The sequence below is a fragment of the Mesorhizobium sp. WSM1497 genome, from assembly GCF_001672455.2.
GTDB lineage: Bacteria > Pseudomonadota > Alphaproteobacteria > Rhizobiales > Rhizobiaceae > Mesorhizobium > Mesorhizobium ciceri.
Genome location: NZ_CP021070.1, coordinates 5,586,208 through 5,612,203 on the forward strand (window position 1 = coordinate 5,586,208; position 25,996 = coordinate 5,612,203).

The 25,996-nt window shown below is 63.6% G+C and carries 27 protein-coding genes; 11 read left to right on the forward strand and 16 right to left on the reverse strand.

Features of this window, described 5'->3' with window-relative positions; genetic code table 11:
• Nucleotides 1–118: 118 nt before the first annotated feature.
• The 3 genes from smc to A9K65_RS27480 all read right to left on the reverse strand — a co-directional run bounded on the left by smc (nt 119) and on the right by A9K65_RS27480 (nt 5,093).
• Entirely contained in the window at nt 119–3,580 is a 3,462-nt protein-coding gene (gene smc / locus A9K65_RS27470) for a chromosome segregation protein SMC (protein ID WP_064995149.1), read from the reverse strand.
• Between the two features lie 105 nt (nt 3,581–3,685).
• Entirely contained in the window at nt 3,686–4,429 is a 744-nt protein-coding gene (locus A9K65_RS27475) for a DsbA family protein (protein ID WP_013532754.1), read from the reverse strand.
• A gap of 163 nt (nt 4,430–4,592) precedes the next feature.
• On the reverse strand, nt 4,593–5,093 hold the full coding sequence (locus A9K65_RS27480; RefSeq protein WP_013532755.1) for a DUF721 domain-containing protein: 501 nt from the start codon (nt 5,091–5,093) through the stop codon (nt 4,593–4,595).
• A 53-nt stretch (nt 5,094–5,146) separates the two neighbouring features.
• Here A9K65_RS27480 and mutY point away from each other — a divergent pair, with 53 nt between their 5' ends.
• Nucleotides 5,147–6,352, forward strand: coding sequence for an A/G-specific adenine glycosylase (gene mutY, locus A9K65_RS27485; protein WP_064995148.1), 1,206 nt, complete (start codon nt 5,147–5,149; stop codon nt 6,350–6,352).
• Entirely contained in the window at nt 6,345–6,956 is a 612-nt protein-coding gene (locus A9K65_RS27490; protein WP_013532757.1) for an HAD family phosphatase, read from the forward strand. Before mutY ends, A9K65_RS27490 begins: the two co-directional genes overlap by 8 nt.
• Nucleotides 6,957–7,022: 66 nt before the next feature.
• Here the strand turns inward: A9K65_RS27490 and A9K65_RS27495 are convergent, their stop codons facing one another.
• Nucleotides 7,023–8,156, reverse strand: a complete 1,134-nt coding sequence (locus tag A9K65_RS27495; RefSeq protein ID WP_013532758.1) for a site-specific DNA-methyltransferase — start codon at nt 8,154–8,156, stop codon at nt 7,023–7,025.
• Nucleotides 8,157–8,332: 176 nt separating this feature from the next.
• Between A9K65_RS27495 and A9K65_RS27500 the strand changes: the two genes are divergently transcribed.
• Nucleotides 8,333–9,019, forward strand: coding sequence for an HAD family phosphatase (locus A9K65_RS27500; RefSeq protein WP_063171666.1), 687 nt, complete (start codon nt 8,333–8,335; stop codon nt 9,017–9,019).
• 42 nt (nt 9,020–9,061) lie between these two features.
• Here the strand turns inward: A9K65_RS27500 and A9K65_RS27505 are convergent, their stop codons facing one another.
• A complete protein-coding gene (locus A9K65_RS27505; RefSeq protein WP_024503623.1) occupies nt 9,062–9,793 on the reverse strand; it encodes a hypothetical protein in 732 nt (243 codons plus the stop codon).
• Between A9K65_RS27505 and A9K65_RS36545 the strand changes: the two genes are divergently transcribed.
• From A9K65_RS36545 to A9K65_RS27525, 5 genes are read left to right on the forward strand one after another with little or no spacing between them, the layout of a single operon-like run.
• Nucleotides 9,792–9,920, forward strand: coding sequence for a hypothetical protein (locus A9K65_RS36545; protein ID WP_255337193.1), 129 nt, complete (start codon nt 9,792–9,794; stop codon nt 9,918–9,920). The genes A9K65_RS27505 and A9K65_RS36545 overlap by 2 nt on opposite strands.
• Before the next feature lies 1 nt (nt 9,921).
• Nucleotides 9,922–11,319: a threonine synthase gene (gene thrC / locus A9K65_RS27510; RefSeq protein WP_027164140.1), complete on the forward strand. Its 1,398-nt coding sequence runs from the start codon at nt 9,922–9,924 to the stop codon at nt 11,317–11,319.
• Nucleotides 11,320–11,333: 14 nt separating this feature from the next.
• On the forward strand, nt 11,334–12,626 hold the full coding sequence (locus A9K65_RS27515; protein WP_013532762.1) for a pitrilysin family protein: 1,293 nt from the start codon (nt 11,334–11,336) through the stop codon (nt 12,624–12,626).
• 15 nt (nt 12,627–12,641) lie between these two features.
• Nucleotides 12,642–13,238, forward strand: coding sequence for a GNAT family protein (locus A9K65_RS27520; protein WP_013532763.1), 597 nt, complete (start codon nt 12,642–12,644; stop codon nt 13,236–13,238).
• Between the two features lie 2 nt (nt 13,239–13,240).
• Entirely contained in the window at nt 13,241–16,129 is a 2,889-nt protein-coding gene (locus A9K65_RS27525; protein WP_013532764.1) for an EAL domain-containing protein, read from the forward strand.
• A 5-nt stretch (nt 16,130–16,134) separates the two neighbouring features.
• Here A9K65_RS27525 and A9K65_RS27530 read toward each other — a convergent pair whose 3' ends face one another.
• Nucleotides 16,135–16,743, reverse strand: coding sequence for a YqgE/AlgH family protein (locus A9K65_RS27530; RefSeq protein WP_013532765.1), 609 nt, complete (start codon nt 16,741–16,743; stop codon nt 16,135–16,137).
• Between the two features lie 170 nt (nt 16,744–16,913).
• Here A9K65_RS27530 and A9K65_RS27535 point away from each other — a divergent pair, with 170 nt between their 5' ends.
• From A9K65_RS27535 to A9K65_RS27545, 3 genes are all read left to right on the forward strand, one after another.
• Nucleotides 16,914–17,720 (forward strand): protein-disulfide reductase DsbD domain-containing protein, encoded by an 807-nt coding sequence (locus A9K65_RS27535; RefSeq protein WP_027164141.1) that lies wholly within the window; start codon nt 16,914–16,916, stop codon nt 17,718–17,720.
• 85 nt (nt 17,721–17,805) lie between these two features.
• Nucleotides 17,806–18,288, forward strand: coding sequence for a peroxiredoxin (locus A9K65_RS27540; protein WP_027164142.1), 483 nt, complete (start codon nt 17,806–17,808; stop codon nt 18,286–18,288).
• 72 nt (nt 18,289–18,360) lie between these two features.
• Nucleotides 18,361–18,837: a DUF2938 domain-containing protein gene (locus A9K65_RS27545; RefSeq protein WP_013532768.1), complete on the forward strand. Its 477-nt coding sequence runs from the start codon at nt 18,361–18,363 to the stop codon at nt 18,835–18,837.
• 133 nt (nt 18,838–18,970) lie between these two features.
• Here A9K65_RS27545 and rnhA read toward each other — a convergent pair whose 3' ends face one another.
• The 10 genes from rnhA to A9K65_RS27600 all read right to left on the reverse strand — a co-directional run bounded on the left by rnhA (nt 18,971) and on the right by A9K65_RS27600 (nt 25,936).
• On the reverse strand, nt 18,971–19,501 hold the full coding sequence (gene rnhA, locus A9K65_RS27555) for a ribonuclease HI (RefSeq protein WP_064995196.1): 531 nt from the start codon (nt 19,499–19,501) through the stop codon (nt 18,971–18,973).
• A 4-nt stretch (nt 19,502–19,505) separates the two neighbouring features.
• The gene (locus A9K65_RS27560) at nt 19,506–20,468 is read right to left on the reverse strand and encodes a homoserine kinase (RefSeq protein WP_024503619.1); all 963 of its coding nucleotides are present in this window, start codon (nt 20,466–20,468) and stop codon (nt 19,506–19,508) included.
• 5 nt (nt 20,469–20,473) lie between these two features.
• Nucleotides 20,474–21,484, reverse strand: a complete 1,011-nt coding sequence (ispH, locus tag A9K65_RS27565; protein WP_063167683.1) for a 4-hydroxy-3-methylbut-2-enyl diphosphate reductase — start codon at nt 21,482–21,484, stop codon at nt 20,474–20,476.
• Nucleotides 21,485–21,572: 88 nt separating this feature from the next.
• On the reverse strand, nt 21,573–22,328 hold the full coding sequence (locus A9K65_RS27570; protein ID WP_064995147.1) for an SURF1 family protein: 756 nt from the start codon (nt 22,326–22,328) through the stop codon (nt 21,573–21,575).
• The gene (locus tag A9K65_RS27575) at nt 22,325–22,711 is read right to left on the reverse strand and encodes a DUF983 domain-containing protein (protein WP_024503617.1); all 387 of its coding nucleotides are present in this window, start codon (nt 22,709–22,711) and stop codon (nt 22,325–22,327) included. The genes A9K65_RS27570 and A9K65_RS27575 overlap by 4 nt, the downstream gene beginning before the upstream one ends.
• Before the next feature lie 21 nt (nt 22,712–22,732).
• Complete coding sequence (locus tag A9K65_RS27580) at nt 22,733–23,224, reverse strand: L,D-transpeptidase family protein (protein WP_064995146.1); 492 nt, start codon at nt 23,222–23,224, stop codon at nt 22,733–22,735.
• A gap of 91 nt (nt 23,225–23,315) precedes the next feature.
• On the reverse strand, nt 23,316–24,197 hold the full coding sequence (locus A9K65_RS27585) for a cytochrome c oxidase subunit 3 (RefSeq protein WP_064995145.1): 882 nt from the start codon (nt 24,195–24,197) through the stop codon (nt 23,316–23,318).
• 1 nt (nt 24,198) lies between these two features.
• Nucleotides 24,199–24,831 carry a cytochrome c oxidase assembly protein gene (locus A9K65_RS27590; protein WP_064995144.1) on the reverse strand — a complete coding sequence of 211 codons (633 nt, stop codon included), beginning with the start codon at nt 24,829–24,831 and terminating at the stop codon, nt 24,199–24,201.
• The gene (locus A9K65_RS27595; protein ID WP_013532777.1) at nt 24,831–24,989 is read right to left on the reverse strand and encodes a hypothetical protein; all 159 of its coding nucleotides are present in this window, start codon (nt 24,987–24,989) and stop codon (nt 24,831–24,833) included. The genes A9K65_RS27590 and A9K65_RS27595 overlap by 1 nt, the downstream gene beginning before the upstream one ends.
• A 2-nt stretch (nt 24,990–24,991) precedes the next feature.
• Nucleotides 24,992–25,936 carry a heme o synthase gene (locus A9K65_RS27600; protein ID WP_024503612.1) on the reverse strand — a complete coding sequence of 315 codons (945 nt, stop codon included), beginning with the start codon at nt 25,934–25,936 and terminating at the stop codon, nt 24,992–24,994.
• Between the last annotated feature and the right edge of the window lie 60 nt (nt 25,937–25,996).

Genomic DNA, 25,996 nt, shown 5'->3' on the forward strand with positions numbered 1-25,996 from the left:
AAACATCATTCGCACAGGCACAGTCCGCGGCCCTGACATTTTTTGCCGGGCGAGAACCGCTTGCACACTTTTCCTGAAATTGCTCCGGTGCGGCCCATTCCAGCCAGCGCGACCTGGGTCAGCTTGCCTCGCGCATGGCCTCGGCCGCCTGCAGGTCGACCGACACCAATTGGCTGACGCCCTGTTCGGCCATGGTGACGCCGAACAGCCGGTTCATGCGCGCCATGGTGATGGGATTGTGGGTGATGATGACGAAGCGCGTCTCGGTGGTGGCGGCCATTTCGTCCATCAGGTTGCAGAAGCGCTCGACATTGTGGTCGTCGAGCGGGGCGTCGACTTCGTCGAGCACGCAGATCGGCGCCGGATTGGTCAGGAACACCGCGAAGATCAGCGACATCGCCGTCAACGCCTGCTCGCCGCCCGACAGCAGCGTCATGGTCTGCGGCTTCTTGCCGGGCGGGCGGGCCAGGATTTCGAGGCCGGCCTCGAGCGGATCGTCGGATTCGATCAGCTGCAATTCCGCCGTGCCGCCGCCGAACAGATGCGAGAACAGCCGCTGGAAATGGCCGTTGACGACATCGAAGGCGGCAAGCAGCCGCTCGCGGCCTTCGCGGTTGAGGCTCTGGATCGCCTGCCTGAGCTTGCGGATCGCCTCGATGATGTCCTCGCGCTCCGACACGATCGCCTCCAGCCGGTCGGAAAGCTCCTTCTGCTCTTCCTCTGCGCGCAGATTGACGGCGCCCAGCCGTTCGCGCTCGATCTTCAGCCGGTCCAGCTGACGCTCGATCTCGGGCATCTCAGGCATCGGGCTGTCAGCCTCCAGACCGGCATGGCGAATAACCAGATGCGGCGGTGTGTTCAGCGTTTCCTGAATGCGCGCCTCGACCTCCAGCCGGCGTTCGTCGGCCGCGGTCAGCCGCTCTTCGGCGCGAACGCGGGTCTCGCGAGCCTCGGCCAGGAACTGGATGGCGCCGGTGGCGGCCTTGTCCAGTTCGGATTGCCGGTTCTCCGCTTCCTGCAGACGGTCGGCCGCCGCCTTGCGCAAGGTTTCGGCCTCGGTGAGCTGCGACAGCAGGGCGCGCCGCTTGGCGTCGATTTCATCGGGCGCATCGGCCAGCCGCTCACGTTCGGCCTCGGCCTCGGCCTTGCGTTCACCGAGCGAGGCGATCTGCGTCGAGGCGTTTTCGGCCCGCTCCAGCCAATTGCTGCGCTCGGCGCCAATGGCATCGAGCCGGCGCGCGCGCGCCTCGGCTTCGCGGCGCAGCCCCTCATGCACCGCACGCGCATCGGCAAGCGCGGCGCGGTCGCGGGCGACATTGGCCGAGGACTGTTCGAGCTGCAATTGCAGATCGTCAAGATCGGGCGCGTCCTGCAGCAGCATTTCCGCCTCGGCGAAGGCGGCCGAAATCTCCTCATGGCTGTCGACGATGCGGGCGCGCGCTTCATCGAGTGCTGCGCGCCGGCTCTGCAATTCGCCGCCGGCCCTCTCGGCCTCAGCCAGTGCATTGCGGGCGGCGTCCAGCCGATGCTGTGCGTCACGACCGGCCTGGCGCGTGTTGCGCTCGGCCTCGCTTGCCAGGCGGAGCGCCTGTTCGGCCTCTCCCAGCGCCTCCTCGGCCTGGCGCAGGACGAGCGTCGCCTGTATCGCCTCGGCATCGAGCTCAGCCAGCCGGTTCTTCTGCGCCAGCCGTTGCGCCGCGGCGGTCGGCGCATCGGCGCTGGCGGTAAAGCCGTCCCAGCGCCACAGCGCGCCTTCACGGCTGACCAGCCGCTGGCCGGGAGCAAGCAGCGGCTGCAACCGGCGGCCGTCGCTGGCGGCATCGACGATACCGATCTGCGCCAGGCGGCGGGCGAGCTGTGCCGGCGCGTGGACCACGCTGGCCAGGCTCTTCACGCCTTCCGGCAGAGCCGCGTCGCCGGGTTGGATCGCGCCTTCGCCCCAATGCACCGGCGCGCTGCGGTCGAGCGGCACGTCGAGGTCTTCGCCAAGGGCTGCACCCAGCGCCGTTTCGAAACCGCGATCGACGCTGATCTGCTCCAGCACGGCCGGGAAGAGATCGCCGCTGGCGGCATTGAGGATTTTTGCCAGCGTGCGCGCTTCGGTTTCGATCCGTGCCAGCTCGGCCCTGGCATCCTGGAGCGGTGGCCGGGCAGCGCTTTCGGCAGCACGGGCATCGATGACCGACTGCTCGGCCTCGGACACGGCAGCCTCGGCCTCCTCCAGCAGCGCCATGGCCTGTTCGACCAGCACGCGCTTCTCGGCCGGATCGGGCAGGCCAGCGACCTTGGAGAGTATCTCCGACAATTCCCGGTCGACATCGGCAAGCTGACGAGCGAAGCGGTCGCGGCGCTCGGCGGTATCGCGCAGCGTCCGTTCGATCTGGTTGCGCGAGGCGGCAGCCTCGGCCCGCTCGGCAGTCAGCGCGGCGAGTTTGGCTTCGCTTTGTGAAAGCGTAGATGCCGCTTGTTCGAAAGCCGCGCGGGTGGTGGCCTCGCGCTCGGCGGCACCAGCATTTTCCGAATTGAGTGCCGCCTCTTCGGCGCGCAGGCGCTCGAGAATGTCCGCGTTGTCGCGGACCATGCGCTCCTCACGCGCGATATCGCCGTCGAGCTGCTGCAGCCGGCGCTCGAGTTCGCTCTGACGGGCGCGGATGCGGCCGGCTTCCTCTTCGATCTGCGACTTGGCGATCGAGAGGCGCTGGAAGGCAGCGGCGGCGGCGGCTTCCGCGTCGCGCAGGTCCGGCAGCCGATGGGCGCCTATGCCTTGCTCCCTGGCGGCGGCCATCTGGGCCGCGGCGCGGTCGCCGACCAGTGCCGTGGCAACCGCCAGCGCCGATCGCGCCTCGCCTTCCTGGGTTTTGGCCAGCGTCCAGCGCAGATGCAACAGCGTTGCTTCGGCCTTGCGGATATCGGCCGACAGGTTCTTGAAGCGGGAGGCCTGGCGCGCCTGGCGCTTCAGGCTTTCGATCTGGCTTTCCAGCTCGCCGACGACGTCGTCCAGTCGTTCGAGGTTCTGCTCGGCCGCCTTCAGCCGCAGTTCTGCCTCGTGGCGGCGGGTGTGCAGGCCGGAAATGCCTGCCGCCTCTTCGAGCAGGGCGCGGCGTGCCTGGGGCTTGGCCTGGATCAGTTCGCCGATGCGGCCCTGGCCGACCATCGACGGGGAACGCGCACCGGTCGACTGGTCGGCGAACAGAAGCTGCACGTCCTTGGCGCGGGCCTCCTTGCCGTTGATACGGTAAAGCGAGCCGGCCTCGCGCTCGATGCGGCGCGACACCTGCAGTTCGTCGGCATCGTTGAAGGCAGCGGGCGCCGAGCGGTCGCTGTTGTCGAGGAAAAGCGTGACTTCGGCGGTGTTGCGGGCGGGCCGAGTGCCCGAGCCGGAAAAGATGACGTCGTCCATGCCGGACGCGCGCATGTTCTTGTAGGAGCTTTCGCCCATCACCCAGCGCAGCGCCTCGACAAGGTTCGACTTGCCGCAGCCATTCGGTCCGACAATGCCGGTCAGGCCGCGTTCGATGACGAACTCGCCGGGCTCGACGAAGGACTTGAAACCGAGGAGGCGAAGGCGGGAAAACTTCATTCGCGCCGCCCACTAAGCGGACTTCCGTGGTTTTTCGAAAGGAATTCGCGGCACGACAAGAAACCGCGCACGCCGAAGCGCCGCCGCCTCAGGGCTGACTGGACGTCAGAGCAGAGGGTCGATGATGGCCGACATTTCCTCAATCGACATCGCCCCCTTGTAGGTCTTACCGTTGATGAAGAAGGTCGGTGTCGAGTCGACCTTGAATTCATTGGCGCCGCGCTTCTGGACCGATCTCACATCGTCCAGAAGTTTCTGGTCCGTCAAGCAGGCCTCGAAGGACTCCTGTGTAAAACCGGCGAGCTTCGAGATTTGCAGCAGCGCATCCTTGGTATTCTGGACGCCAACCCAGTTCGCCTGCTGCCGGAACAGGACGTCGACCATGGGGTAATAGTTATCCTTGGCGCAGCGCGCCAGCATAAAACCGGCTTCGGCGCTCGGGTCGAACGGGAATTCGCGCAGGATGTAGCGAACCTTGCCGGTGTCGATGTACTTGGTCTTCAGGTCCGGAAAGGTGGTCTCGGCGAAATGCGCGCAATGCGGGCAGGTCATCGAGGCGTATTCGACGATGGTGACCTTGGCGTCGTCCTTGCCAAGCTGCTTGTCGGGCAGCGCGCCCGGCTTCATCAGTTCCGTCATGTCCACGGTGCCCTGGGCTTCCGGCGCGGTGGCGGCGGCCGGCGTGGCCGGCTTTGCGGGAGCGGCCGGCTCAGCGGGCTTCACATTCGCAGCCTTCGCCTCCTCGCCAGAGTCGCTGCAGGCCGCGAGCAGGGCCACCGCCGGAATGGCGGCCAGCGAAGACAGGACGTTTCTGCGAGACAAGCTTTGGCCAAACGGGGGACGGTTCATACGAATCACCTGACAAGGGTTGGATTTTGCAATGCAAAGACACGAAAAGGCGAGAGTTGGCGCGAATTAAGGCATCTCGATCCCCAATCCAATCGCGAAACCTGACAAGGGCGATCACGAATGCGAGATATAGACGACGAATCCATGACTTTCTTCAAGACGCCTATGATTTTCTCTCCCCAATAATGGTCGCGCCAAGTTTCTCCAGCGAGGCGCGCAGTCCTTCATTATCGACCAGGCCGACAGTCCCCGACAATTTCGTCTTCTCAGCCGCGGTCAGCGGTCTCAGGGCCGGTCTGCGCTTTCCTTTGTCGGCTGTCACCGGCTTCTGCAGGATCCTGATGCGGTTGATGGCGGTGAAGCCGAGGAAGGCGTTGACCCGGTTGATGATCTCGCCCGTCTCGTGCTGCAGATGAAGTGCCGCCATGCCTTCGCAGGCAATGACCAGCACGGCCGGCTCGAACGGATCGTCCTCATGCATACGGCGCGGCCACTGGATTTTTTCGGGGCGCGAGTGGCTGGCCAGCCGTGGGCCGGCGATCTCGTCCCATGACTGGACGAGGCCGATCGAAATGCCGGCCCGCTTGCGCAGCACCGGATCGAGGATCCTGGTCGCGAGATCGCTGACCGGGACGGGATTGCCGTAGGGCGTTCTCCCTGCCATGTACGTCCTCCAGCGACGACCCAGCAGATACCGGCCAGGCCAATACAAGATCAATGGCACCAGCAGACCAGACCCGCAAGACCGCATCCTGGGATAGTGGCAAAGCCACATCCGCAGATAGCAGCATAGCTGCATCTGGAGATAGCAGCACAGCTGCATCCGGTGTCAGCGACGATATCGCATCCCGCCTGCTCGGCTGGTATGATGTGCATCACCGTGAATTGCCGTGGCGCATCACGCCCCGTGAGCATGCACGCGGCGTGCGGCCTGATCCCTACCGCATCTGGCTCTCCGAGGTCATGCTGCAGCAGACCACCGTCGAAGCAGTGAAGGCCTATTTCCGGGTATTCGTCGAGAAATGGCCCGATGTCGAGGCGCTGGCCGCGGCGCCGACCGAGGACGTGATGAAGGCGTGGGCGGGGCTCGGTTACTACTCCCGCGCCCGCAATCTCAAGGCTTGTGCCGATCTTGTGGCCGAGCGTGGCGGCCGGTTTCCCGACACGGAGACGGGTTTGAGAGAGCTGCCCGGCATCGGCGCCTATACGTCGGCGGCCATCACGGCGATTGCCTTCGATCGCCCCGCCGCGGTTGTCGACGGCAATGTCGAACGTGTCATCTCCCGGCTGTTTTCGATCACAACCCCGCTCAGCGAAGCCAAGCCCGAGATCCGCGCCCATGTCGAGCGCATGGTGCCCGGGATAAGGCCTGGCGACTTCGCCCAGGCGATGATGGATCTCGGCGCCACCATCTGTACGCCACGCCGGCCACGCTGCATGCTGTGCCCGCTACGCGAAGACTGCAGCGCGGTCGTTTCAGGCGATCCCGAGTACTTCCCGGTGCGCCTGCCCAAGGCCGACAAGCCGCAGCGGCACGGCGCGGCCTTTGTCGCCGCACGGGCCGACGGCGCGATCCTTCTGCGCAAACGGGCCGAGAAGGGCTTGCTCGGCGGCATGACCGAGGTGCCGACGACAGGCTGGACCGCGCGGATCGATGGGGCAACCACGCAAGCGGCCGCGCCGTTTCCCGCCGACTGGCGGCATGCGGGCCGCATTGCGCATGTCTTCACGCATTTCGCTCTCGAACTCGAAGTCTTTCACGCTCACATCAAAGGTGATGCGCCAGACGGGCATTTCTGGTCGCTCGCTCACGAGATTTCCGGCGAGGCGCTGCCGACTGTCATGAAAAAGGCAATCGAGGCTGCGATACCCGGCGCGACGAAAAAGCCGTCGCCACACAGTGCAAAGAGGCCCCATGACTGAAATACGCCACATCGTTTTCGACATCGGCCGCGTGCTGATCCACTACGATCCCAACATTCCGTTCAGCCGCCTCATTCCGGATGCCGAAGAGAGAAAGTGGTTTTTCGACAATGTCTGCACGCATGATTGGAACATCGAGCAGGATCGCGGCCGGACCTGGGAAGAGGCCGAGGCGCTGCTGATCGCGGACCACCCCGATCACGCGGAAAACATCCGCGGTTTCCGCCGCCACTGGCACGAGATGGTGCCGCATGCCTATGAGGACAGCGTCGCCATCATGGTCGGTCTGATCGAGAGCGGCCACGACGTGACCATGCTGACCAATTTCGCCAGCGACACGCTGGCCGAGGCCCGCGAGCGCTTCGATTTCCTCAATCGTCCGCGCGGCGTGACGGTGTCGGCCGATATTCGCCAGATCAAGCCCGACCGAGCCATCTACGATCACCACGTCGCCGCATTCGGCCTCGAACCGGCCGCGACGCTGTTCATCGATGACAGCCAGAAGAATGTCGACGGCGCCAAGGCGGCAGGCTGGCAATCGGTGCTGTTCACCGACGCAAGGACGCTTCAAGCAGACCTTGAACGTCTCGGAATCAAGGCCTGATTTGAATCGCTTCGCGCGATCCGTTGAGCCTTTGAATCAACGGCATTCGAAGCAATTGGCAGGGGCTCAGGCCCCTGCCCGCTCCATGCCGAGCCGCGCGATGCGGCGAAGCTCGTCGATCGGGGTCAGGCCACCGCTGCGCTCATAATGCCAGAAGGTCCAGCCGTTGCAGGCATCCAGCCCCTGCACTTCGGCGCCGACCTTGTGGATCGAACCGGCGCTGTCGCCGATCGCCACCGTGCCGTCGGCCCGCACCTTGGCCGCCCAGCGCTTCTTGGCATCGTAGAGCGTCGCACCCGGCATCATCAGGCCGGTGTCGATCAGGCTGACGAAGGCAACGCGCGGCTCGGCGCGCTTGCCCGTGAGAACGGTGAGATCGGCACCATCCAGCGGCCGCACCGCGTCGATGCGCTCGTTGGCGGCGTCGATGTAGGCCTGCTCGCGCTCGATGCCGACGAAATGGCGGCCGAGGCGCTTGGCCACCGCGCCGGTGGTGCCGGAGCCGAAGAACGGATCGAGCACGATGTCGCCCGGTTTGGTCGAGGCCATCATGATGCGGGCAAGCAGCGCTTCCGGCTTCTGCGTCGGGTGCAGCTTGTCGCCATTGTCGTTCTTCAGCCGCTCGCCGCCGGTGCAGATCGGAAACAGCCAGTCGGAGCGCATCTGGATATCGTCGTTGGACGCCTTCATGGCTTCGTAGTTGAAGGTGTAACCCTTGCCCTTCTGGTCGCGCGTGGCCCAGATCATCGTCTCATGCGCGTTCTGGAAGCGGCGGCCGCGGAAATTCGGCATTGGGTTGGTCTTGCGCCAGACGACGTCGTTGAGGATCCAGAAGCCGAGATCCTGCATCTTGGCGCCGACACGGAAGATGTTGTGATAGGAGCCGATGACCCAGATGGTGCCGTTGGGCTTCAGCACCCGGCGCGCCGCCAGCAGCCAGGCACGCGTGAAAGCATCATAGGCTTCGAAACTCTCGAACTGGTCCCAATCGTCGTCAACGGCGTCGACCTTCGACTGATCAGGGCGGTGCAGGTCGCCGTCGAGCTGCAGATTGTAGGGCGGATCGGCGAAGATGACGTCGATCGATTTTTCGGGCAGCCGGTCTAGCGCGGCGACGCAGTCGCCCTTGAGGATCGTGTCCAGCCATTCGGATTGCTGGGGAGCGTGGGAAAGCTCGTCGAGAAGACGCACGGCAGACATTCTGACACCAAAGGCACGCGTTACTGTTTACTCCTGGTTATGGTTACCGATCAGCGTAAATATTCCGTGAAGGCCAAGGGACGGGTGTGGCGAATTTGCGAAGGCGGCCCTGTTGGTGTATGCCGCGCCGCCTGAGCCTTCCGAGGCCACTTCGCCCTCCCATTGTCCGGATCACCATGCCCCAGCCAGACCTTGTCATCTTCGATTGCGACGGCGTGCTCGTCGATTCCGAGATCATCGCCGCCCGCGTCGACGCCGAGCTTTTGACCTTGGCAGGATACGAGATATCGGCTGAGGAGATTTCGGAGAGCTATGCCGGCCTGACCTTCAAGGACATCATGCTGCGGGTCGAGGAAAAGTCCCGCATTCCCTTCCAGGCCTCTCTTATCGACAGGGAGGAACAATTGGTCGACCGCAAACTGCGCAGTGACGTCCGCGCCATCGATGGCGCGCGCGAGGCCGTTGCCGCGGTAACCGTGCCGCGCTGTGTTTGCTCGAATTCACGCTCCGAGAGGATCGAATTCATGCTGGAGAAGGTGCATCTTCTGCCGTTTTTCGCCGACCGGATTTTTTCGGCGATGGAAACACCGACCGGGAAAACGAAACCGGCGCCGGACGTGTTCCTGTTTGCGGCGGAGAAACTCAGCGCCAACCCGGCGAACACTTTCGTTATCGAGGATTCCGTGCACGGCGTCCACGGCGCAAGGGCGGCGGGCATGCGGGTGATCGGCTTCACCGGCGCGGGACACAGTTATCCCGGCCATGCCGACGCGCTCACCGAGGCCGGCGCCGAAACGGTGATCCGCCGCTGGGCAGAGCTGAAAAGCGTGATCGCCGCGCTGTCGGAGTGGTCGGACGCCTGAGAAGCGTGCGCCGCGACGCACGCCTCATGCAACTGCCGAGACCTAGTTCGTCGCGGCAGCCCTCTTGCGGCGGGTCTTCTTCGACTTGTCGGCCGTTGCCTGATGCGCGGTTTCGTCATAGCCGGCAAAGGCCTGATAATCCTGGGCCGTCGGCTCGGGCACGACGACATTGGAATCGGTGAAGACGAACTGCGTGGCAACCGAAGGATCGGTGACCTGGACCTGATACTGGTGGAGCTGCGAATAGAGGACCTCGGTGCCGTGCATCACCGCCGTTCGGATCGGCATGGTGATCGTGCCTGGAGAAAACTTCGGTCCGGGGACAATCTTGCCGGCGACCGCAATCTTCATCGTCAACTGGCCGTTGGCACGGCTGCAGTCGCGTGTCACGTCGCTGACCGACGCCTGGTAGATGATATTGGCCGAATCGTCGGGCGGCGTTGCAGCTGCGGCGTCAGCCTCGGCCTGGGCCGCGGCATCCTGCGCGGCATCGCCGGTCTTCTTGATCCTGGGCTTGGGCTTCTGAGCTTCCCTGGAATAGGTGTTGAAGAAGGCCGTGCCGTCCCGCACCGTCACCCTGGGACAATAGGCCTGCAACTGGCTGGCCAGGATCTTGGGATCCTGCGGCGGCGGTGGCGCCGTCGGGTCCTCCTTCTTGCCGATGCCGAGGTTCAGGATGCCATTGTCGCCCGATTGGCAGCCGGCGGCGGCAAGCATAAAGCCGGTGAGCGCAAGACCCGCCAAAAAGCGACCACTGAATGTACGAAACGCCATGAAACTGCACTTCCCTCTCGCAAAGCTGGTGACGTATATCAACCGCGCGGCAAAAATGCGACTGAGCCAGCGCAGAATTAACCACCTTGCGGTGGACGGAAAAAGCCAGGCAGTAACGGAATTGTGACATGCACTATGTGAGTACCCGCGGGGAAGCCCCCGTTCTTGGATTTTCCGACGCAGTGCTGGCTGGGCTGGCGCGCGACGGCGGGCTCTACGTGCCGCGCGAGTGGCCACAGTTTTCCGCCGCCGAGATCCGCGCCATGCGCGGCCTTGCCTATCCCGACCTTGCCATCCGCGTGCTGTCGCCGTTCCTTGGCGGCGAAATCCCGGCGCCCGTCTTCGAGCGGCTGGTGCGGGAAGCCTATGCCACCTTCCGCCACGAGGCCGTCTGCCCGCTGGTGCAGACCGGCCCCAACACCTTCGTCCTGGAACTCTTCCACGGGCCGACGCTCGCCTTCAAGGACGTGGCGATGCAGCTTCTGGCCCGGCTGATGGACCATGTGCTTGCCGAACGCGACCAGCACGCCACCATCGTCGGCGCCACCTCGGGCGATACCGGCGGGGCTGCCATCGATGCCTTTGCCGGTCGCAGCCGGACCGACATCTTCATCCTTTTCCCGCATGGCCGCGTCTCGCCGGTGCAGCAGCGGCAAATGACGACGTCGACGGCTGCAAACGTCCATGCGCTGGCGATCGAAGGCAATTTCGACGATTGCCAGGGCCTGCTCAAGGACATGTTCAACGATCACGGCTTTCGCGACCGGGTGGCGCTTTCGGGCGTCAATTCGATCAATTGGGCCCGCATCATGGCCCAGATCGTCTATTATTTCTCCTCGGCGCTGTCGCTCGGCGCGCCGGACAGGCCGGTTTCCTTCACCGTGCCGACCGGCAATTTCGGCGATATCTTTGCCGGCTATGCCGCCAAGAAGATGGGCTTGCCGATCGATCGGCTGGTCATTGCCACCAATGACAACGACATCCTGGCGCGCACTTTTTCGACCGGCGAATACCGCACCAAGGGCGTCTTTGCGACCACGTCGCCGTCGATGGATATCCAGGTGTCGTCGAATTTCGAACGCTTGCTGTTCGAGGCCTCCGGCCGTGACGCCGCGACCGTGCGGCGCTACATGGACGGCCTGAAGCAGTCCGGTGCTTTCACCATCGAACCCCACCAAATTGCCGGGATGCGGTCCGAATTCGACGCCGGCCGCGCTGATATGGACGAGGTCGCCGCCACCATCCGCTCGACGCTCGCGACCAGCAACTATCTGCTCGATCCGCACACTGCGGCAGCCGTGCATGTCGCCGCAGGCAAGGCGTCAGGCGCCGTGCCGATGGTGGTGCTGGGTACAGCGCACCCGGCAAAATTCCCGGCCGCCGTCGAAGCCGCCAGCGGCGTGTCGCCCGCACTGCCCGCGTGGCTAGGTGGGTTGATGACATCGGAGGAAAAATACACGGTACTTCCATCCGACCTGAAAATGGTGGAAGATTACGTCGGCCGCCGCGCGCGGGCGGCGCGTTAGGGAGTAGTAGCCATATGGGTGTTGAGGTAAGCCGTCTGTCGAACGGCCTGACAGTCGCCACCGAAACCCTTCAAAGCATCGAATCGGTTGCCCTTGGTGCCTGGGTGAAGTCGGGTGCCCGCAATGAACGTGACGACGAGCATGGCATGGCCCATCTGCTCGAGCACATGGCGTTCAAGGGCACGAAAAGGCGGAGCGCCTTCGAAATCGCCTCGGAGATCGAGGACGTCGGCGGCGAAATCAACGCCGCCACCAGCGTCGAGACCACCTCCTACTATGCCAGGGTGCTCTCCGACGACGTGCCGCTGGCCGTCGACATTCTTGCCGACATCCTGCAGGAGTCCGAATTCGACCCGCAGGAACTCGAACGCGAACAGCATGTGATCCTGCAGGAGATCGGCGCCGCGCACGACACGCCCGACGACATCGTCTTCGACCGTTTCACGGAAACCGCCTATCGCCATCAGACGATTGGGCGCTCCATTCTCGGCACGCCCGAAACGGTCAAGTCCTTCACCTCGAAACAACTTCACGACTTCATAGAGCGGCAATATGGCGCCGAGCGCATGGTGATTGTCGCCGCCGGCGACATCAAGCATGACAATTTCGTGCGCGAGGTCGAAAAGCAGCTCGGCGGCTTCCGCAGCAAGGCCGACAGCACCATCCCGCAATATGCGCAATATGTCGGCGGCGATTTTCGCGAGGACCGCGACCTGATGGACGCGCAGATCGTGCTGGGGTTCGAAGGCCGCGCCTATCATGTGCGCGACTTCTACGCCTCGCAGGTGCTGTCGATGATCCTCGGCGGCGGCATGTCGTCGCGCCTGTTCCAGGAGGTCCGCGAGAAGCGCGGCCTGTGTTACTCGGTCTATGCCTTCCATTGGGGCTTTTCCGACACCGGCGTCTTCGGCGTCCATGCAGCGACCGGCCAGAGCGACATCGCCGAACTGGTGCCTGTCATCATCGACGAACTGCAGAAGGCCGGCGAGAAGATCCTGCAGGAAGAACTCGACCGGGCGCGCGCCCAATATCGCGCCGGACTGATCATGTCAGCCGAAAGCCCGGCCAGCCGCGCTTCGCAGATCGCACGGCAACTGCTTCTGTTCGGCCGGCCGATCGCCAAGGAGGAACTGATGGAACGGCTGTCGGCGCTGACGATCGAGCGGCTGACCGATCTATCGTCGCGTTTGTTCTCGACCAAGCCGACGCTTACCGCTGTCGGGCCTGTGGGCACACTGGCGCCCTATGAGGCGATTCTCGAATCGCTGGCGGGCACGCAGACCGCGGCCCGCAAGCTCGCCGTCTAAGCCCCTCAAAGCGCCATGTTCGCGCTCCCTTTCTTTCGCCGTGACCTGCCGGCACTGAAGGGCGACCGTGTCACGCTGCGCGTGCCGTTCACCAACGACTATCGCGAGTGGGCGGCGGTGCGCGGGGAAAGCCGCGCTTTCCTCGAACCATGGGAGCCACGCTGGACTCCCGATGAACTCGACCGCAACGCATGGCGGCTGCGCATCAGCCGCTACCGCGAGGATTATGCTCAGGGAACCGCTATCGCCTTCTTCATTTTCGAGAGGAGCAGCGGCAAGCTTGCCGGCGGCATCACGCTCGGCAACATACGCCATGGTGTCTCGCAGAGCGGCCATGTCGGCTACTGGATCGGCGAGCGCTTCGGCGGCCGCGGCCTGATGACCGACGCGGTCAAGGTGGTGACCCGCTTCGCCTTCGATACGCTGAGGTTGCACCGGATCGAAGCGGCCTGTATTCCCGACAATATCAGGTCGATCCGCGTGCTTGAAAAAGCCGGATTTCGGCGCGAAGGACTGCTGCGATCCTATCTCAGGATCAACGGCATCTGGCAGGACCACTACCTCTACGCCCGGATCGCGGACGATCCGCCGGGCGTTGGAACGAAGGACTGATTTTGACGAAATTCCTGCGCAACGGGCCGCTGTTCGCCATTGTCCTCGCGACACTCCTGACGCTGTGGGCGGCATCGTCGGCCTTCGCCGTCGAGCCGATCAAGATCGCCCGCGACGACGTCGCGCTCGACCTTTCCGGCGCCGTCGAGATCTACCGCAACCAGGGCGAGAATTTCCAGGTGTCGACCGCGCCGGGTCCGGACGGCATCGTGCGGCGCATCGAGGTCGAGGCCAATGATGCCCGTTCGACCGGCGACTGGGCTGTCTTCGCGCTCGCCAACACCACCGACCAGCAGCTCGACCGGCTGATCGTCGCACCGCATTTCCGCCTGGTGAATTCCGGCATCTTCTGGCCGGATCTGGGCTCGACCCGCATCGCTGCCATCACGCCCAGCGAAGGCTTCGCGCTCGACCGCCAGACCAGTCCCGACGCCGACGTTTTCCGGGTGACGCTGAACCCCGGCACGGTGATCACCTTCATCGCCGAACTGGCCTCGCCGAAGCTGCCGCAGGTCTACCTCTGGGATCCCGAATCCTACAAGGACTCGGTCAATTCCTACACGCTGTTTCGCGGCATCGTCATCGGCATTGCGGGCCTGCTGGCGCTGTTCCTGACCATCCTTTTCGTGGTCAAGGGGACCTCGATGTTCCCCGCGACCGCCGCGCTTGCCTGGGCGGTACTGGCCTATATCTGCGTCGATTTCGGCTTCCTCAACAAGGTCATCGAGATCTCGCCCGGCAATGAGCAGATGTGGCGGGCGGGAACGGAGGTGGCGCTGGCGGGAACCTTCGTGGTGTTCCTGTTCGCCTATCTCAACCTCAACCGATGGCACGGCCATTTCAGTTATGGCGCGCTGGTCTGGATACTCGGGCTGGTGCTGATCGCCGGCGTCGCGATCGTCGATCCCGCGGTCGCCGCCGGCATCGCCAGGCTGTCCTTCGCCGCCACCGCACTGACGGGGCTTGGCCTGATCATCTTCCTCGGGATTCGTGGTTATGATCGTGCGATCATGCTGGTGCCCAGTTGGGTCATGGTGCTGTTGTGGTTATGCGGGTCGTGGATGGCGATCACCGGCATGCTCGACAACGACATCGCCCAGCCGGCCCTGGGCGGCGGGCTGATCCTGATCATCCTGCTGATCGGCTTCACTGTCATGCAGCATGCCTTTGCCGGCGGCGCGCTGCATCAGGGCCTGTTCTCCGATCTGGAGCGGCAGGCGCTTGCTGTCGCCGGATCGGGCGACACGGTGTGGGACTGGGACGTGCTGCGCGACCGCGTCGTCACCAAGCCCGATGTCAGCATCCAACTCGGGCTGGCGCCGAACAGCCTCGGCGGTGCGGCGCGTAACTGGCTGCCGGTGCTGCATGCCGACGACCGCGACACGTTCCGCACGACGCTCGACGTCGTGCTCGAGCACCGGCGTGGTCGGGTGTCGCAGAATTTTCGCCTGCGCGGTGCCGACGGCCACTATCACTGGTTCTCGCTGCGCGCGCGCCCGGTCATCGGATCCGACGGCGAAGTCATCCGCTGCGTCGGCACCATGGTCGACGTGACGGAGCAGAAAAAGTCCGAGGAAAGGCTGCTGCACGATGCCGTGCACGACAACCTGACCGGCCTGCCGAACCGCGAACTTTTGATGAACCGGCTGGAAGCGATCATCTCGATCGCGCGCACCGAAGAGAAGGTGCGTCCGACCGTCTTCGTCATCGACATCGACCGTTTCAAGCAGGTCAATGACGGGCTCGGCATCTCGGCCGGCGACACCATCCTCTTGACCATCGCGCGTCGCCTGCACCGGCTGCTCAAGCCGAAGGACTCGCTGTCGCGCTTTGCCGGCGACCAGTTTGCGCTGATGCTGTTGTCCGAACAGGACCCGGCCCGCATCGCCGCCGTGGCGGATGCCATCAAGCATGCCATCAACAATCCGATCACCTTTGCCAAGCGCGAGATCGTGCTGACCGCCTCGATCGGATTGATCACCTGGAATTCGCCACAGATGTCGGCCGAGGACATGGTCAAGGATGCCGAGCTTGCCATGCATCAGGCCAAGCGCTTCGGCGGCGACAGGATCGAGCCGTTCCGTCCGGCTTTCCGCACTGTCGGCACCGACAGGCTGCAGTTCGAATCCGACCTGCGCCGCGCCATCGAGCGACGCGAATTCACGCTTGCCTACCAGCCGATCGTGCGGCTCGAGGACGGCAGTGTCGCCGGCTTCGAGGCGCTGCTGCGCTGGGACCACCCGCGCCGCGGCATGATCCCGCCGGCGGATTTCATCCCGGTCGCCGAAAGCTGCGGACTGATCGTGCAGCTCGGCCTGTTTGCCATGCAGCAGGCGGCGGAAGACCTCGCCAGCTGGCAAAAGCAGATCGGCGACGCGCCGCTGTCGGTCTCGGTCAATCTGTCCAGCCGGCAGTTGATCCGCCGCGACCTGGTCAGCGACGTCCGCTCGGTCATCGCGCGGGCCAACCTGAAGCCGCGCTGCTTCCGGCTCGAACTCACCGAATCGCTTGTCATGGACAATCCCGAGCAGACCGCCCATGTGCTGACCAAGCTGAAGCAGCTCGGCATCGGCCTGTCGCTGGACGATTTCGGCACCGGCTATTCCTCATTGGCCTATCTGACGCGTTTCCCCTTCGACACCATCAAGATCGACAAGAGCTTCGTCGACGACAACACACCCAAGCGCGCGGTGCTGCTGAAATCGATGGTCAACATGGCGCATGAACTCGGCCTGTCCGTCGTCGCCGAGGGCATTTCGGACGAGAGCGACGCGCTGGAACTGCGCCAGATGGGCTGCGAATATGTCCAGAGCTTCATGTTCGGCGCGCCGATGCCGGGCGACCAGGTGCTGAAGACGCTGAAAGAGCAGTATCCGCTGACGCAAGCGTAAACGGATCAGGCGTGTCCGGCAGCGAGGCTGAGATGCGCAAGGTCGATACCGATCGAGGCGAGGATCCGGTCGTATTTGCGCTCGATATCGGTGTCGAACAGAAGCTCGGCACTGGCCGGACAGGTCAGCCAGCCATTTTCTGCGATCTCGGTCTCCAATTGGCCGGCGCCCCAGCCGGAATAGCCGAGCGCCATCAGCGCATGACGAGGCCCGCGGCCGGACGATATGGCGCGCAATATGTCGACGGTCGCCGTCAGGCAGATGTCGTCGGAAACGGTCAGCGACGATTCCACCCGATAGTCGCCCGAATGCAGGACGAAGCCCCGGCTGCGATCCACGGGGCCGCCATTGCGCACGACGAAATCGCGGGCCTGAGCCGGCAAGCGGATTGCCTCCTGCTCGTTCATGATGCCCAGTTGCACGAGCAAGTCCGGAAACAGCATCTGCTGCGTCTGGTTGATGATCAGGCCCATGGCGCCTTCATCGGAATGGGCGCAGACATAGATGACCGAGCGCGTGAAACGGTCGTCCTTCATGCCGGGCATGGCAATCAGGAACTGATCGTCGAGAAAGCCGCGACTAGCGACCGTCTTCTTGTGGCGCAACAAGTCCATGAAGGGAGCGTAACGCGTTTCCAAAGCGCCGAAAAGATGCGCCGTGCTGGATTCGACCAAAGCCTGTGGCGGCGGCTCGAACATTCTTCTCCCTCGAAGTCACGCAAATATGATACCGGCAAGGCCATGAAATCATTGCGCGGCCACGAACGGACGATCAAATCACCGCCATGCGAAGCTTGAAAATCCTGCTGCTCGGCGCCGCCATCGGATCGGCCACCGCTCTTCCCGCCGCCGCCTCTTCGTCGGCGTGGTACAACAGCGAAGGCGGCAAGGTCCGGCTGGTTACATCAGGCAAAGCCGACGATGCCGGCCGCATACAGGGCGTTCTCGACATAGCGCTCAAGCCCGGCTGGAAGACATATTGGCGCGATCCGGGAGACGCGGGCGTGCCGCCGCAACTCGACATTTCGGCCAGCACCAACATCGCCGACGCCGCTCTGTCGTTTCCGGCGCCGCAGCGCCATGACGACGGCTATGGCAAATGGGCGGGCTACAACTATCCGGTCTCTCTGCCGGTGACATTCACGCTGGCGACGCCGAACCAGCCGGCGGTGATCGATGCCGACATCTTTCTCGGCATCTGCGAAACGATCTGCATTCCGGTGCAGACGCGGCTGACCGTCGACCCCGCCTCCGATCCGGACAATGCCGAGGACGCGGCGCTGGTGAAGGCGAGTTTTACGGCACTGCCTGCGCCCGCGAGGTCCGATTTCGGCATCAATGTGCTGCCGGGCGACCATGAGACGCTGATTGTCGAGGCGAGCTTTCCCGGCGATCCGGCGGCGGCGGATTTCTTCGTTGCCGGCGAGCGGGATTACATGTTCGGCACCCCGGCCCGCAGCGAAAAGGACGGCAAGCTGATTTTCACCGTGCCGATCCTCGACCGCCCCTCGACGACGCCGACCGATGGCGGGCTTCACTATACGCTGACGAGTGCGGCGGGCGCTGTCGAAGGGGTTCTGCCTTTCCCTTGATCCAGCCCATCGCAACGGTTGCAGGAAGCCGTTGGGTTCGCTACGCAAAGACACGTCCTTCCCCATTTTCCCAAGCGAGGAATCCATGACCATTTCCGTTGGCGACAAGCTGCCTGACGTGACCTTCAAGACGATGACCGACGACGGCGCCAAGCCGATCACCGGGGCCGAGATCTTCCCGGGCAAAAAGGTCGTTCTGTTTGGAGTTCCCGGCGCCTTCACGCCGACCTGCAGCAACAACCACTTGCCCGGCTATCTCGAGAACCATGACGCCATCCTGGCGCGCGGCGTCGACACCATCGCCGTCGTTTCGGTCAATGACGTCCATGTCATGGGCGCCTGGGCGCGCTTCACCGGCGGCGAGGGCAAGATCCTGTTCCTGGCCGACGGCAGTGGCGATTTCGCCAAGGCAGTGGGCCTCGACAATGACCTTTCCGCCAGCGGCATGGGGCTGCGTTCGAAGCGATTTTCGATGATCGTCGACGACGGCAAGGTCACCGCGCTCAATGTCGAGACCAAGCCCGGTGTCGACGAGTCCGGCGCGGCCCATATTCTGGGACAGCTCTGAACTTCAGTGCGCCTTCGGCCGCAACGGCGATGGCGCTTGTGGTTCATGGGTTGCTTTGGGGGGATCCTAGCGATGTTTGACATCTTCTGGCGCGCTATCGCGATCGGCGTCGGCGCCACCGTGCTGATGGATCTCTGGGCCATCTTCCTGCACAAGGCGTTCGGCCAGCCACGGCCGAACTGGGGGCCGGTCGGCCGCTGGGTCTGGCATCTCCGTGACAAGGTCTTTCACGACGATATCGGCGATACAGCACCATACGCGCATGAAAAGGCGCTGGGTTGGGCCTTTCACTATTTTGTCGGCATCATCTACGGCATCATCCTGGTGGTGCTGGCCGGAGCGGGCTGGCTTGCCGCGCCGACATTTCTGCCGGCCTTCATCCTCGGCATTGTCACCGTCGGCGCCGGCTGGTTCCTGCTGGCACCCGGCATGGGCGCCGGCTGGGCCGCCTCGAAGCGGCCCAACCCGATGCGGATCCGGGCGCTGAACCTGGTGTCGCACACGGTGTTCGCACTTGGGCTTTGGGGCACGGCGCTGCTGATACGATAAGCGCTTACGGCTGTGTCGGCCTGTCGATCGGCTGCCAGCCGTAGACAACGGAATGCGCGCCGATATCGTAGTAGTTGCCGCCGCCCGCTGGCTGATCCGCTTCTTCGTACCCGAGCCGCGCCGCTCCTGAAATTCAATAGCTCTGGGTCGAGCGCCGCACCTTCGCGACTGCCGGCTGTTTTGCCGGCGCAGCAGGCTTTGGCGCTGCTGCAGGCTTGAACGGGCCTTTCTTGAACGGCGCCATGCCTTCGCGCGCGAGTTCGTCGGCGCGCTCGTTCTCGACATGGCCGTCATGGCCCTTGACCCAGTTCCAGGTGACCTGGTGGCGCTTGTTGGCCTCGTCGAGCGCCTGCCAGAGTTCACCGTTCTTGACAGGCTTCTTGTCGGCGGTCTTCCAGCCGTTCTTCTTCCAGCCGTGGATCCACTTGGAAATGCCGTCCATGACGTATTTGCTGTCGGTGTGAAGCTCGACCGTGCACGGTTCCTTCAGCGCGTTCAGCGCCGAGATAGCAGCCAACAGTTCCATCCGGTTGTTGGTCGTCTCGGCCTCACCGCCGGAAAGCTCCTTGGTGGTGCCGTTGAAGCGCAGGATCGCGCCCCAGCCGCCAGGGCCGGGATTGCCCGAACAAGCGCCGTCGGTGAAGATCTCAACCTGTTTGCTCATGATATCAGGCCAATCCATATTCCGAAGGAGATTTGATCGCCCGGTGGAACCGCATCCTTCTGATGTATTCGGTCGGATCGCGTTTCATCACCAGCCCGCCATCGGGGACGGTCAGCCAGTCGTATAGCCGGGTCAGCATGAAGCGCAACGCCGAACCGCGCGCCAGCATCGGCAGCGCAGCCTTTTCCTGATCGCTCAGGGGCCGGACGCTCTGGTAGCCGGCGAGCAGCGCCTTGCCCTTGGTCAGGTTGAAGGAAAAATCCTTCTCGAAGCACCAGGCGTTGAGGCAGGTGGCGACATCGTAGGCATAGAGGTCGTCGCAGGCGAAATAGAAGTCGATCAGGCCGGAGAGCTTCTCGCCGAGGAAGAAAACGTTGTCCGGGAAAAGATCGGCATGAATGATGCCTTGCGGCAGGTCTTTGGGCCAGTTGCGCTCAAAATCGGCAAAGTCGGCATCAACCTCGGCCGCCAGGCCCGGCTCGACCTCGTCGGCGCGGTCGCGCGCTGCGTCCCAGAGCTTGCGCCAGCCGTCGATAGCCAGGGCATTCGGACGCGTCATCGAAAAATCGGCGCCGGCCAGATGCAATTGCGCCAACGCCTTGCCGACCTCGGCACAATGCGTGGCTGTGGGCCGCCGCAACGAAAGCCCTTCCAGGAAGGTGATGATGACCGCCGGCCGGCCGGCGAGCGTGCCGATGACGCTGCCGTCATGCGCGGTCACCGGCAGCGGGCAGGACACGCCCTTGTAGGCGAGATGGCCCATCAGCCCGAGGAAAAACGGCAGATCCGCCTTCTCGACGCGTTTCTCATAGAGCGTCAGGATGTAGGAGCCGCTCGAGGTGTGCAGCAGGAAGTTCGAGTTCTCGGTGCCTTCGGCGATGCCCTTGTAGGACAGGAGATCGCCGACCGGATAGTGCTTCAGGAATGCGCCGAGTTCGCCTTCCGCGACGTCAGTGTAGACCGCCATGTGCCTTACGCGGCTCCATTGACGAAGGCCATGTCGGCCCGCGTCAGTTCGACATCGCGCAGTACCCGCATGACCGGAAAATCCTCCGTTTCCGTGGCCGTGATGGCCAGATCGATCGTGACATCGAAGCGCTGCCGGAACGCGTCGATGATCTCGTCGACGATGATTTCGGGCGCCGACGCGCCGGCCGACAGGCCGAGCGTCGAAATGTTGCCGATGTCATTCCACGGAATCTCGGCGGCGCGCTGCACGAGAAGCGACATGGTGGCGCCTGCACGCTCCGCCACTTCGACAAGTCGTCGCGAATTGGATGAATTCGGCGCGCCGACGATCAGATAGAGATCGGCGCCCGGCGCGGTGTCCTTGACGGCTTCCTGGCGGTTGGTGGTGGCATAGCAGATCGATTCCGCCGCTGGCGCCTGCAGCGCCGGAAAGCGATCCTGCAAGGCGCGGATGATGCCGGCGGTGTCCTCGACCGACAATGTGGTCTGGGTAACGAAGCCTAGCGCCTGCGGATCGGTGGGCGAGAGCTTTGCGGCATCGGCTTCGGTTTCGATCAGGGTCACCGCTCCGTCCGGGAGCTGGCCCATGGTGCCGATCACCTCGGGATGTCCGGCGTGACCAATCAACAGCACATGACGGCCGAGCCGCTGATGGCGCATGGCCTGCTTGTGGACCTTCGACACCAGCGGGCAGGTGGCATCGAGATAGAAGAGATTGCGCGCCTTCGCATCCGCCGGCACCGATTTCGGCACGCCATGCGCCGAGAACACGACGGGCGACTGCCGATGTTCGGCCGGGATCTCGGAGAGTTCCTCGATGAAGACGGCGCCAAGGCTTTGCAGCCCCTCGACGACGTAGCGGTTGTGCACGATTTCATGGCGGACGTAGACCGGCGCGCCATATTTCTTCAGCGCCAGCACGACGATCTGGATGGCACGGTCGACACCGGCGCAAAAACCGCGCGGCTGGCAGAGCCGGATCGTCAGAGGTGGTTTGGTGGTTGTCTGAAGCATTAAATCCGGGCCGGTTGATCAAAGCCGAAATGAGGTGCGCACCCCTGCCCTGTCAAGGGCATCGGTAGAAAGGGGGCGTCGCTCGCGTTCATTCCTCTTTCGCGGGGCGGCGAAGCCGCAGGATGAGCACGGCGGCGAGCGCTGCGGCAAGCCCGTACCAGGTGACGGCATATTGCAGATGGCTGTTCGGCAGGTCGATGATGGTGACGCCGCCAACCGGCAATCCGCCTGGATTTGGAGTCTTGTCTGCGTCGATGAAGATCGGCACCAGCGTGAACCCAGCCGGCAGGCCCGCGCTCGCCGCCATGACGTCGCGGTCCTTCCAGTAGAAGATGTTCTTCGCCACATCGTTGTCGGGCAGCATCATCGACGGCTTTGCCGGCAGCGGGTTGCGGGCGAGCCCCGTGACCGTCACTCTGCCAGTCACCTGTCCCTTGGCGCGCTTGGCGGCATCCTTCAGATCGTAAGGCACGAAGCCGCGATTGATCAGGACGAAGCGGCCGTCGTCGAGCGCCAGCGGCGTGTAGACATTGAAGCCGGCATCGCCTTCCCAGGTCGCGTAAAAATGCCGTTCGCCTTGATGCAGGAACGTCCCGGTGACGGCGACGGGCGTATAATCGACGTCCCCGGTGGCTGCGAATTCTTTCTCGACCTCGGCCAGCGGCCGCGGCGCTGAATGAGTGCGCTGGTCGATGGTCTGCAGAAGGCCTTCCTTCCAATACAGGCGCTGCACCTGCCAGGTGCCGAGCGCCAGCAGGATCAGGAACAGCACAAGGCCAAGGCCGAGCAGCAATGCCGTCCTAGGCCGCGATCGGCCATCGGCTTTAACGGTTGCCTCGCTCATTCGCCGCGATCCAACCGGCCTTCGGCCGCCTTGTTGCGGTATTGCAGCGTCAGCAGCACGCCTTTGATCAGCCGCAGCGCCGCCAGGCACAGCACGACAGCCAGCGGAATCCAGACCAGCAGATGCAGCCAGAGCGGCGGGCTAAGCGTGACTTCAACCCAGAGCGCCAGGCCGACGATAAGGAAGCCTATGATCAGGATGACGAACACCGCCGGCCCGTCGCCAGCATCGGCGTAGGAATAATCAAGGCCGCAATTGACGCAGCGCTTGCCGACAGTGAGGAAGCCGGAGAACAACCGCCCCTCGCCGCAGCGCGGGCAGCGGCCATGCAGGCCGGCCGAGATCGGATCGATCGGCGGCCAGATCGCTCTGTCTTCACTCATGGGAGCGTCGTCGCTCATTGCTTACCGCTCGATTTCGATCGGTGTGCCATCGGCCACCAGCGCCCAGATTTCGTCCATGTCGGAGTCCGTAACCGCAATGCAGCCGTCGGTCCAGTCGACCAATTGAAGCAGCCAGCCCCACCAGCCATAATCATTCGGCTGGCCGTGGATCATGATCATGCCGCCCGCGCCGACATTGCGCGCCTTGGCGGCGGTCTCATCGTCGGCATTGGGGTACGAAATATGGATCGATTTGTGCGCGATGCTGTTCGGGTTGCGCCAGTCGAGGACATAGTTCCCCTCGGGCGTGCGCTGATCGCCCTCCTGGTGCTTGTGCCCGACGGGATCGCCGCCGAGCGCGATGCCGTAGTTTCGCAGGACCTTGCCGTCGCCGATCAGTTCCAGCCGGCGTTCGGCCTTGTGAACACGCACCAGGTCCACCTTCTCGCCGGCAAAGGCCGGGAGTGCCCCGATCATCAATGCGCAAATAGCCCGGAAGATTGTCAGTCGCATCGGCTATCGATCAGCGATCATTGCGCCAAAAAGAAGAAGGCGGCCACGTTGCCGCGGCCGCCTCCAGAAAGGAAAATCCCTCAGGCCTGGATCAGTGGCCCTCGATCACCGCGCCGACCGATCCCCAGACGTAGATCGAGGCGAACAGGAACAGCCAGACCACGTCGACGAAGTGCCAGTACCAGGCGGCCGCCTCGAAGCCGAAATGCTGCTTGGGGGTGAAATCACCCTTCATCGCCCGGATCAGGCAGACCAACAGGAAGATGGTGCCGATGATGACGTGGAAACCGTGGAAGCCGGTCGCCATGAAGAAGGTGGCGCCATAGATGGAATCCTTGAAAGCGAACGGAGCGTGCATGTACTCGTAGGCCTGCACCATGGTGAACAGCATGCCGAGGCCGACGGTCAGCACCAGGCCGTTGATCAGCCCCTTGCGGTCGCCGTGAAGAAGCGAATGGTGCGCCCAGGTCACCGTGGTGCCCGACAGCAGCAGGATGACGGTGTTGTAGAGCGGCAAATGGAAGGGATCGAGAACCTCCATGCCCTTCGGCGGCCAGACGCCACCAGTAAATGTGGCGCGCGCGTAGTTCTGTGCCTCACCGGCAAAAAGGCTGGCATCGAAATAGGCCCAGAACCAGGCAACGAAGAACATCACCTCCGAGGCGATGAACATGATCATGCCATAGCGCAGGTGCAGCGACACGACCCGCGTATGATGACCCTCATGCGCTTCCTTGATCGTGTCCGACCACCAGGCGAACATGGTGTAGAGGACGATCACGAGGCCGATGAAGAACAGCCACGGATTGGCGATGTTGAAGCCGAAGATCGGGAACGACCCGCCCTTCAGATATTCCATCAGGGCGACACCGCCAAAGGCCATGACGAGCGTCCCTACCGAGCCTAGGAAAGGCCATGGGCTCGGGTCGACGAGATGATAGTCATGCTGTGGTTTTGCGTGCGCGTCTGCCATATCAACCCCCGAGATTTGCTTCGGTATTCGAAATTGTCTTGCTGTTGCCATCGGCCGGCGCCGAGGAGGCGACCGGCTTGGTCTTCTCGACCGGGAACATCGTGTAGGACAGCGTGATCGTCTTCACGTCCTTGAGCTCCGGCACATTGACGATGTCGGGGTCCACGTAGAACAGGACCGGCATGTCCAGCGTCTCGCCGGGCTTCAGCGTCGTGTCGGTGAAGCAGAAGCACTCGACCTTGTTGAAATAGGGTCCCGCCAGCTCAGGCTGCACGTTGAAGGTGGCGCGGCCGGTCACAGGACGATCGAACTTGTTGGTCGCCTGATAGTGCGCCTGCACGGTCTCGCCGATCTTCATCGTCATCGAGCGCTGGACCGGCTGGAACTCCCACGGCACGCCGGCGATGTTGGCATCGAAGCGGACGGTGATCTCGCGGTCGAGCACGCGGCCGGCATACTGCTTCTCGGCACGTTGCGTCGTGCCGCCATAGCCGGTCGCCTGGCAAAACATCTTGTAGAGCGGCACCGCGGCATAGGCCATGCCGATCATGCCGGTGAAGAAGGCGAGGCAGACAGCCGCGACGATGACGTTGCTGTTCTTGCCCGCCGCTTTCCTGGACCTCTCGACGCTCATCACATCGTGCCCAGATTGTGGCCGAACTTCACGATCGTCGCGATGTAGAAAATGACCACCAGCAGCGCCAGCGCCACGCCGATGGCGATGGAACGGCTGCGCTGCGCCTTCTTCTGACGCTCGGTCAACGTGACGGTCTCGAGCTTTTCCTCGATCATGGTCATGCTCCACCCATGGCAAGCGCGCGTTCGACAACGCTGTCGGCCAGATAGGCAGCGAAGATGGCGAAGAGATAAAGCAGCGAATAGGCGAACAGGGCCTTGGCCGGTTTCATGACGCGGTCATCGTCGGCCATGCCAAGCACTTTCCACGCGTACCAGGCAAAACCGACCCCGAGCAACAGGGCGGCCACGCCATAGAAGGGCGTGGTATAGCCGAGCATCCACGGCAGCACGCCGACCGGGGCAAGCACCAGCGCATAGGCGAAGATCTGGCGGCGCGTCGAAGCGTGGCCGGCGACGTTGGGCATCATCGGAATGCCGGCCTTGGCGTAGTCCTCGGATTTGAAAAGCGCCAGCGCCCAGAAATGCGGCGGCGTCCACAGGAAGATGATCAGGAACAAGACAACGCTTTCGAGGCTGACCGTCCCGGTCACCGCGGCCCAGCCGATCACGGGCGGAATGGCACCGGCGGCCCCGCCGATGACGATGTTCTGCGGCGTCCAGCGCTTCAGCCACATCGTGTAGACGACGGCGTAGAAAAAGATGGTAAAGGCCAGCAGCGTCGCCGCCAGCCAGTTGACCAGCACGCCGAGCGTCATCACCGACAGCACCGACAGCACCAGCCCGAAGGTCAGCGCTTCGTGCGGCTGGATGCGACCGGCCGGGACCGGGCGGCTGGCGGTCCTGGTCATCACGGCATCGATATCGGCATCGTACCACATGTTGAGCGCGCCGGAGGCGCCAGCACCTATCGCAATAGCCAGGATGGCGATCACCGCCAGCAGAGGGTTGATGGTCACGGGGGCGGCGACCAGGCCGACAAAGGCGGTGAACACCACCAGCGACATGACGCGCGGCTTCAGCAGCGCGAAGAAATCGCCCGCCGTCGCTTCCGACATGCGAAAGCCCGCTTCGTCAATCAATGGGTCGTCGACAAGGGCCATGCGTACTTAAGTCCATCATCCGTTGGCCAAAACCGCCGGCGGACCGGCGGTTTCGTATTC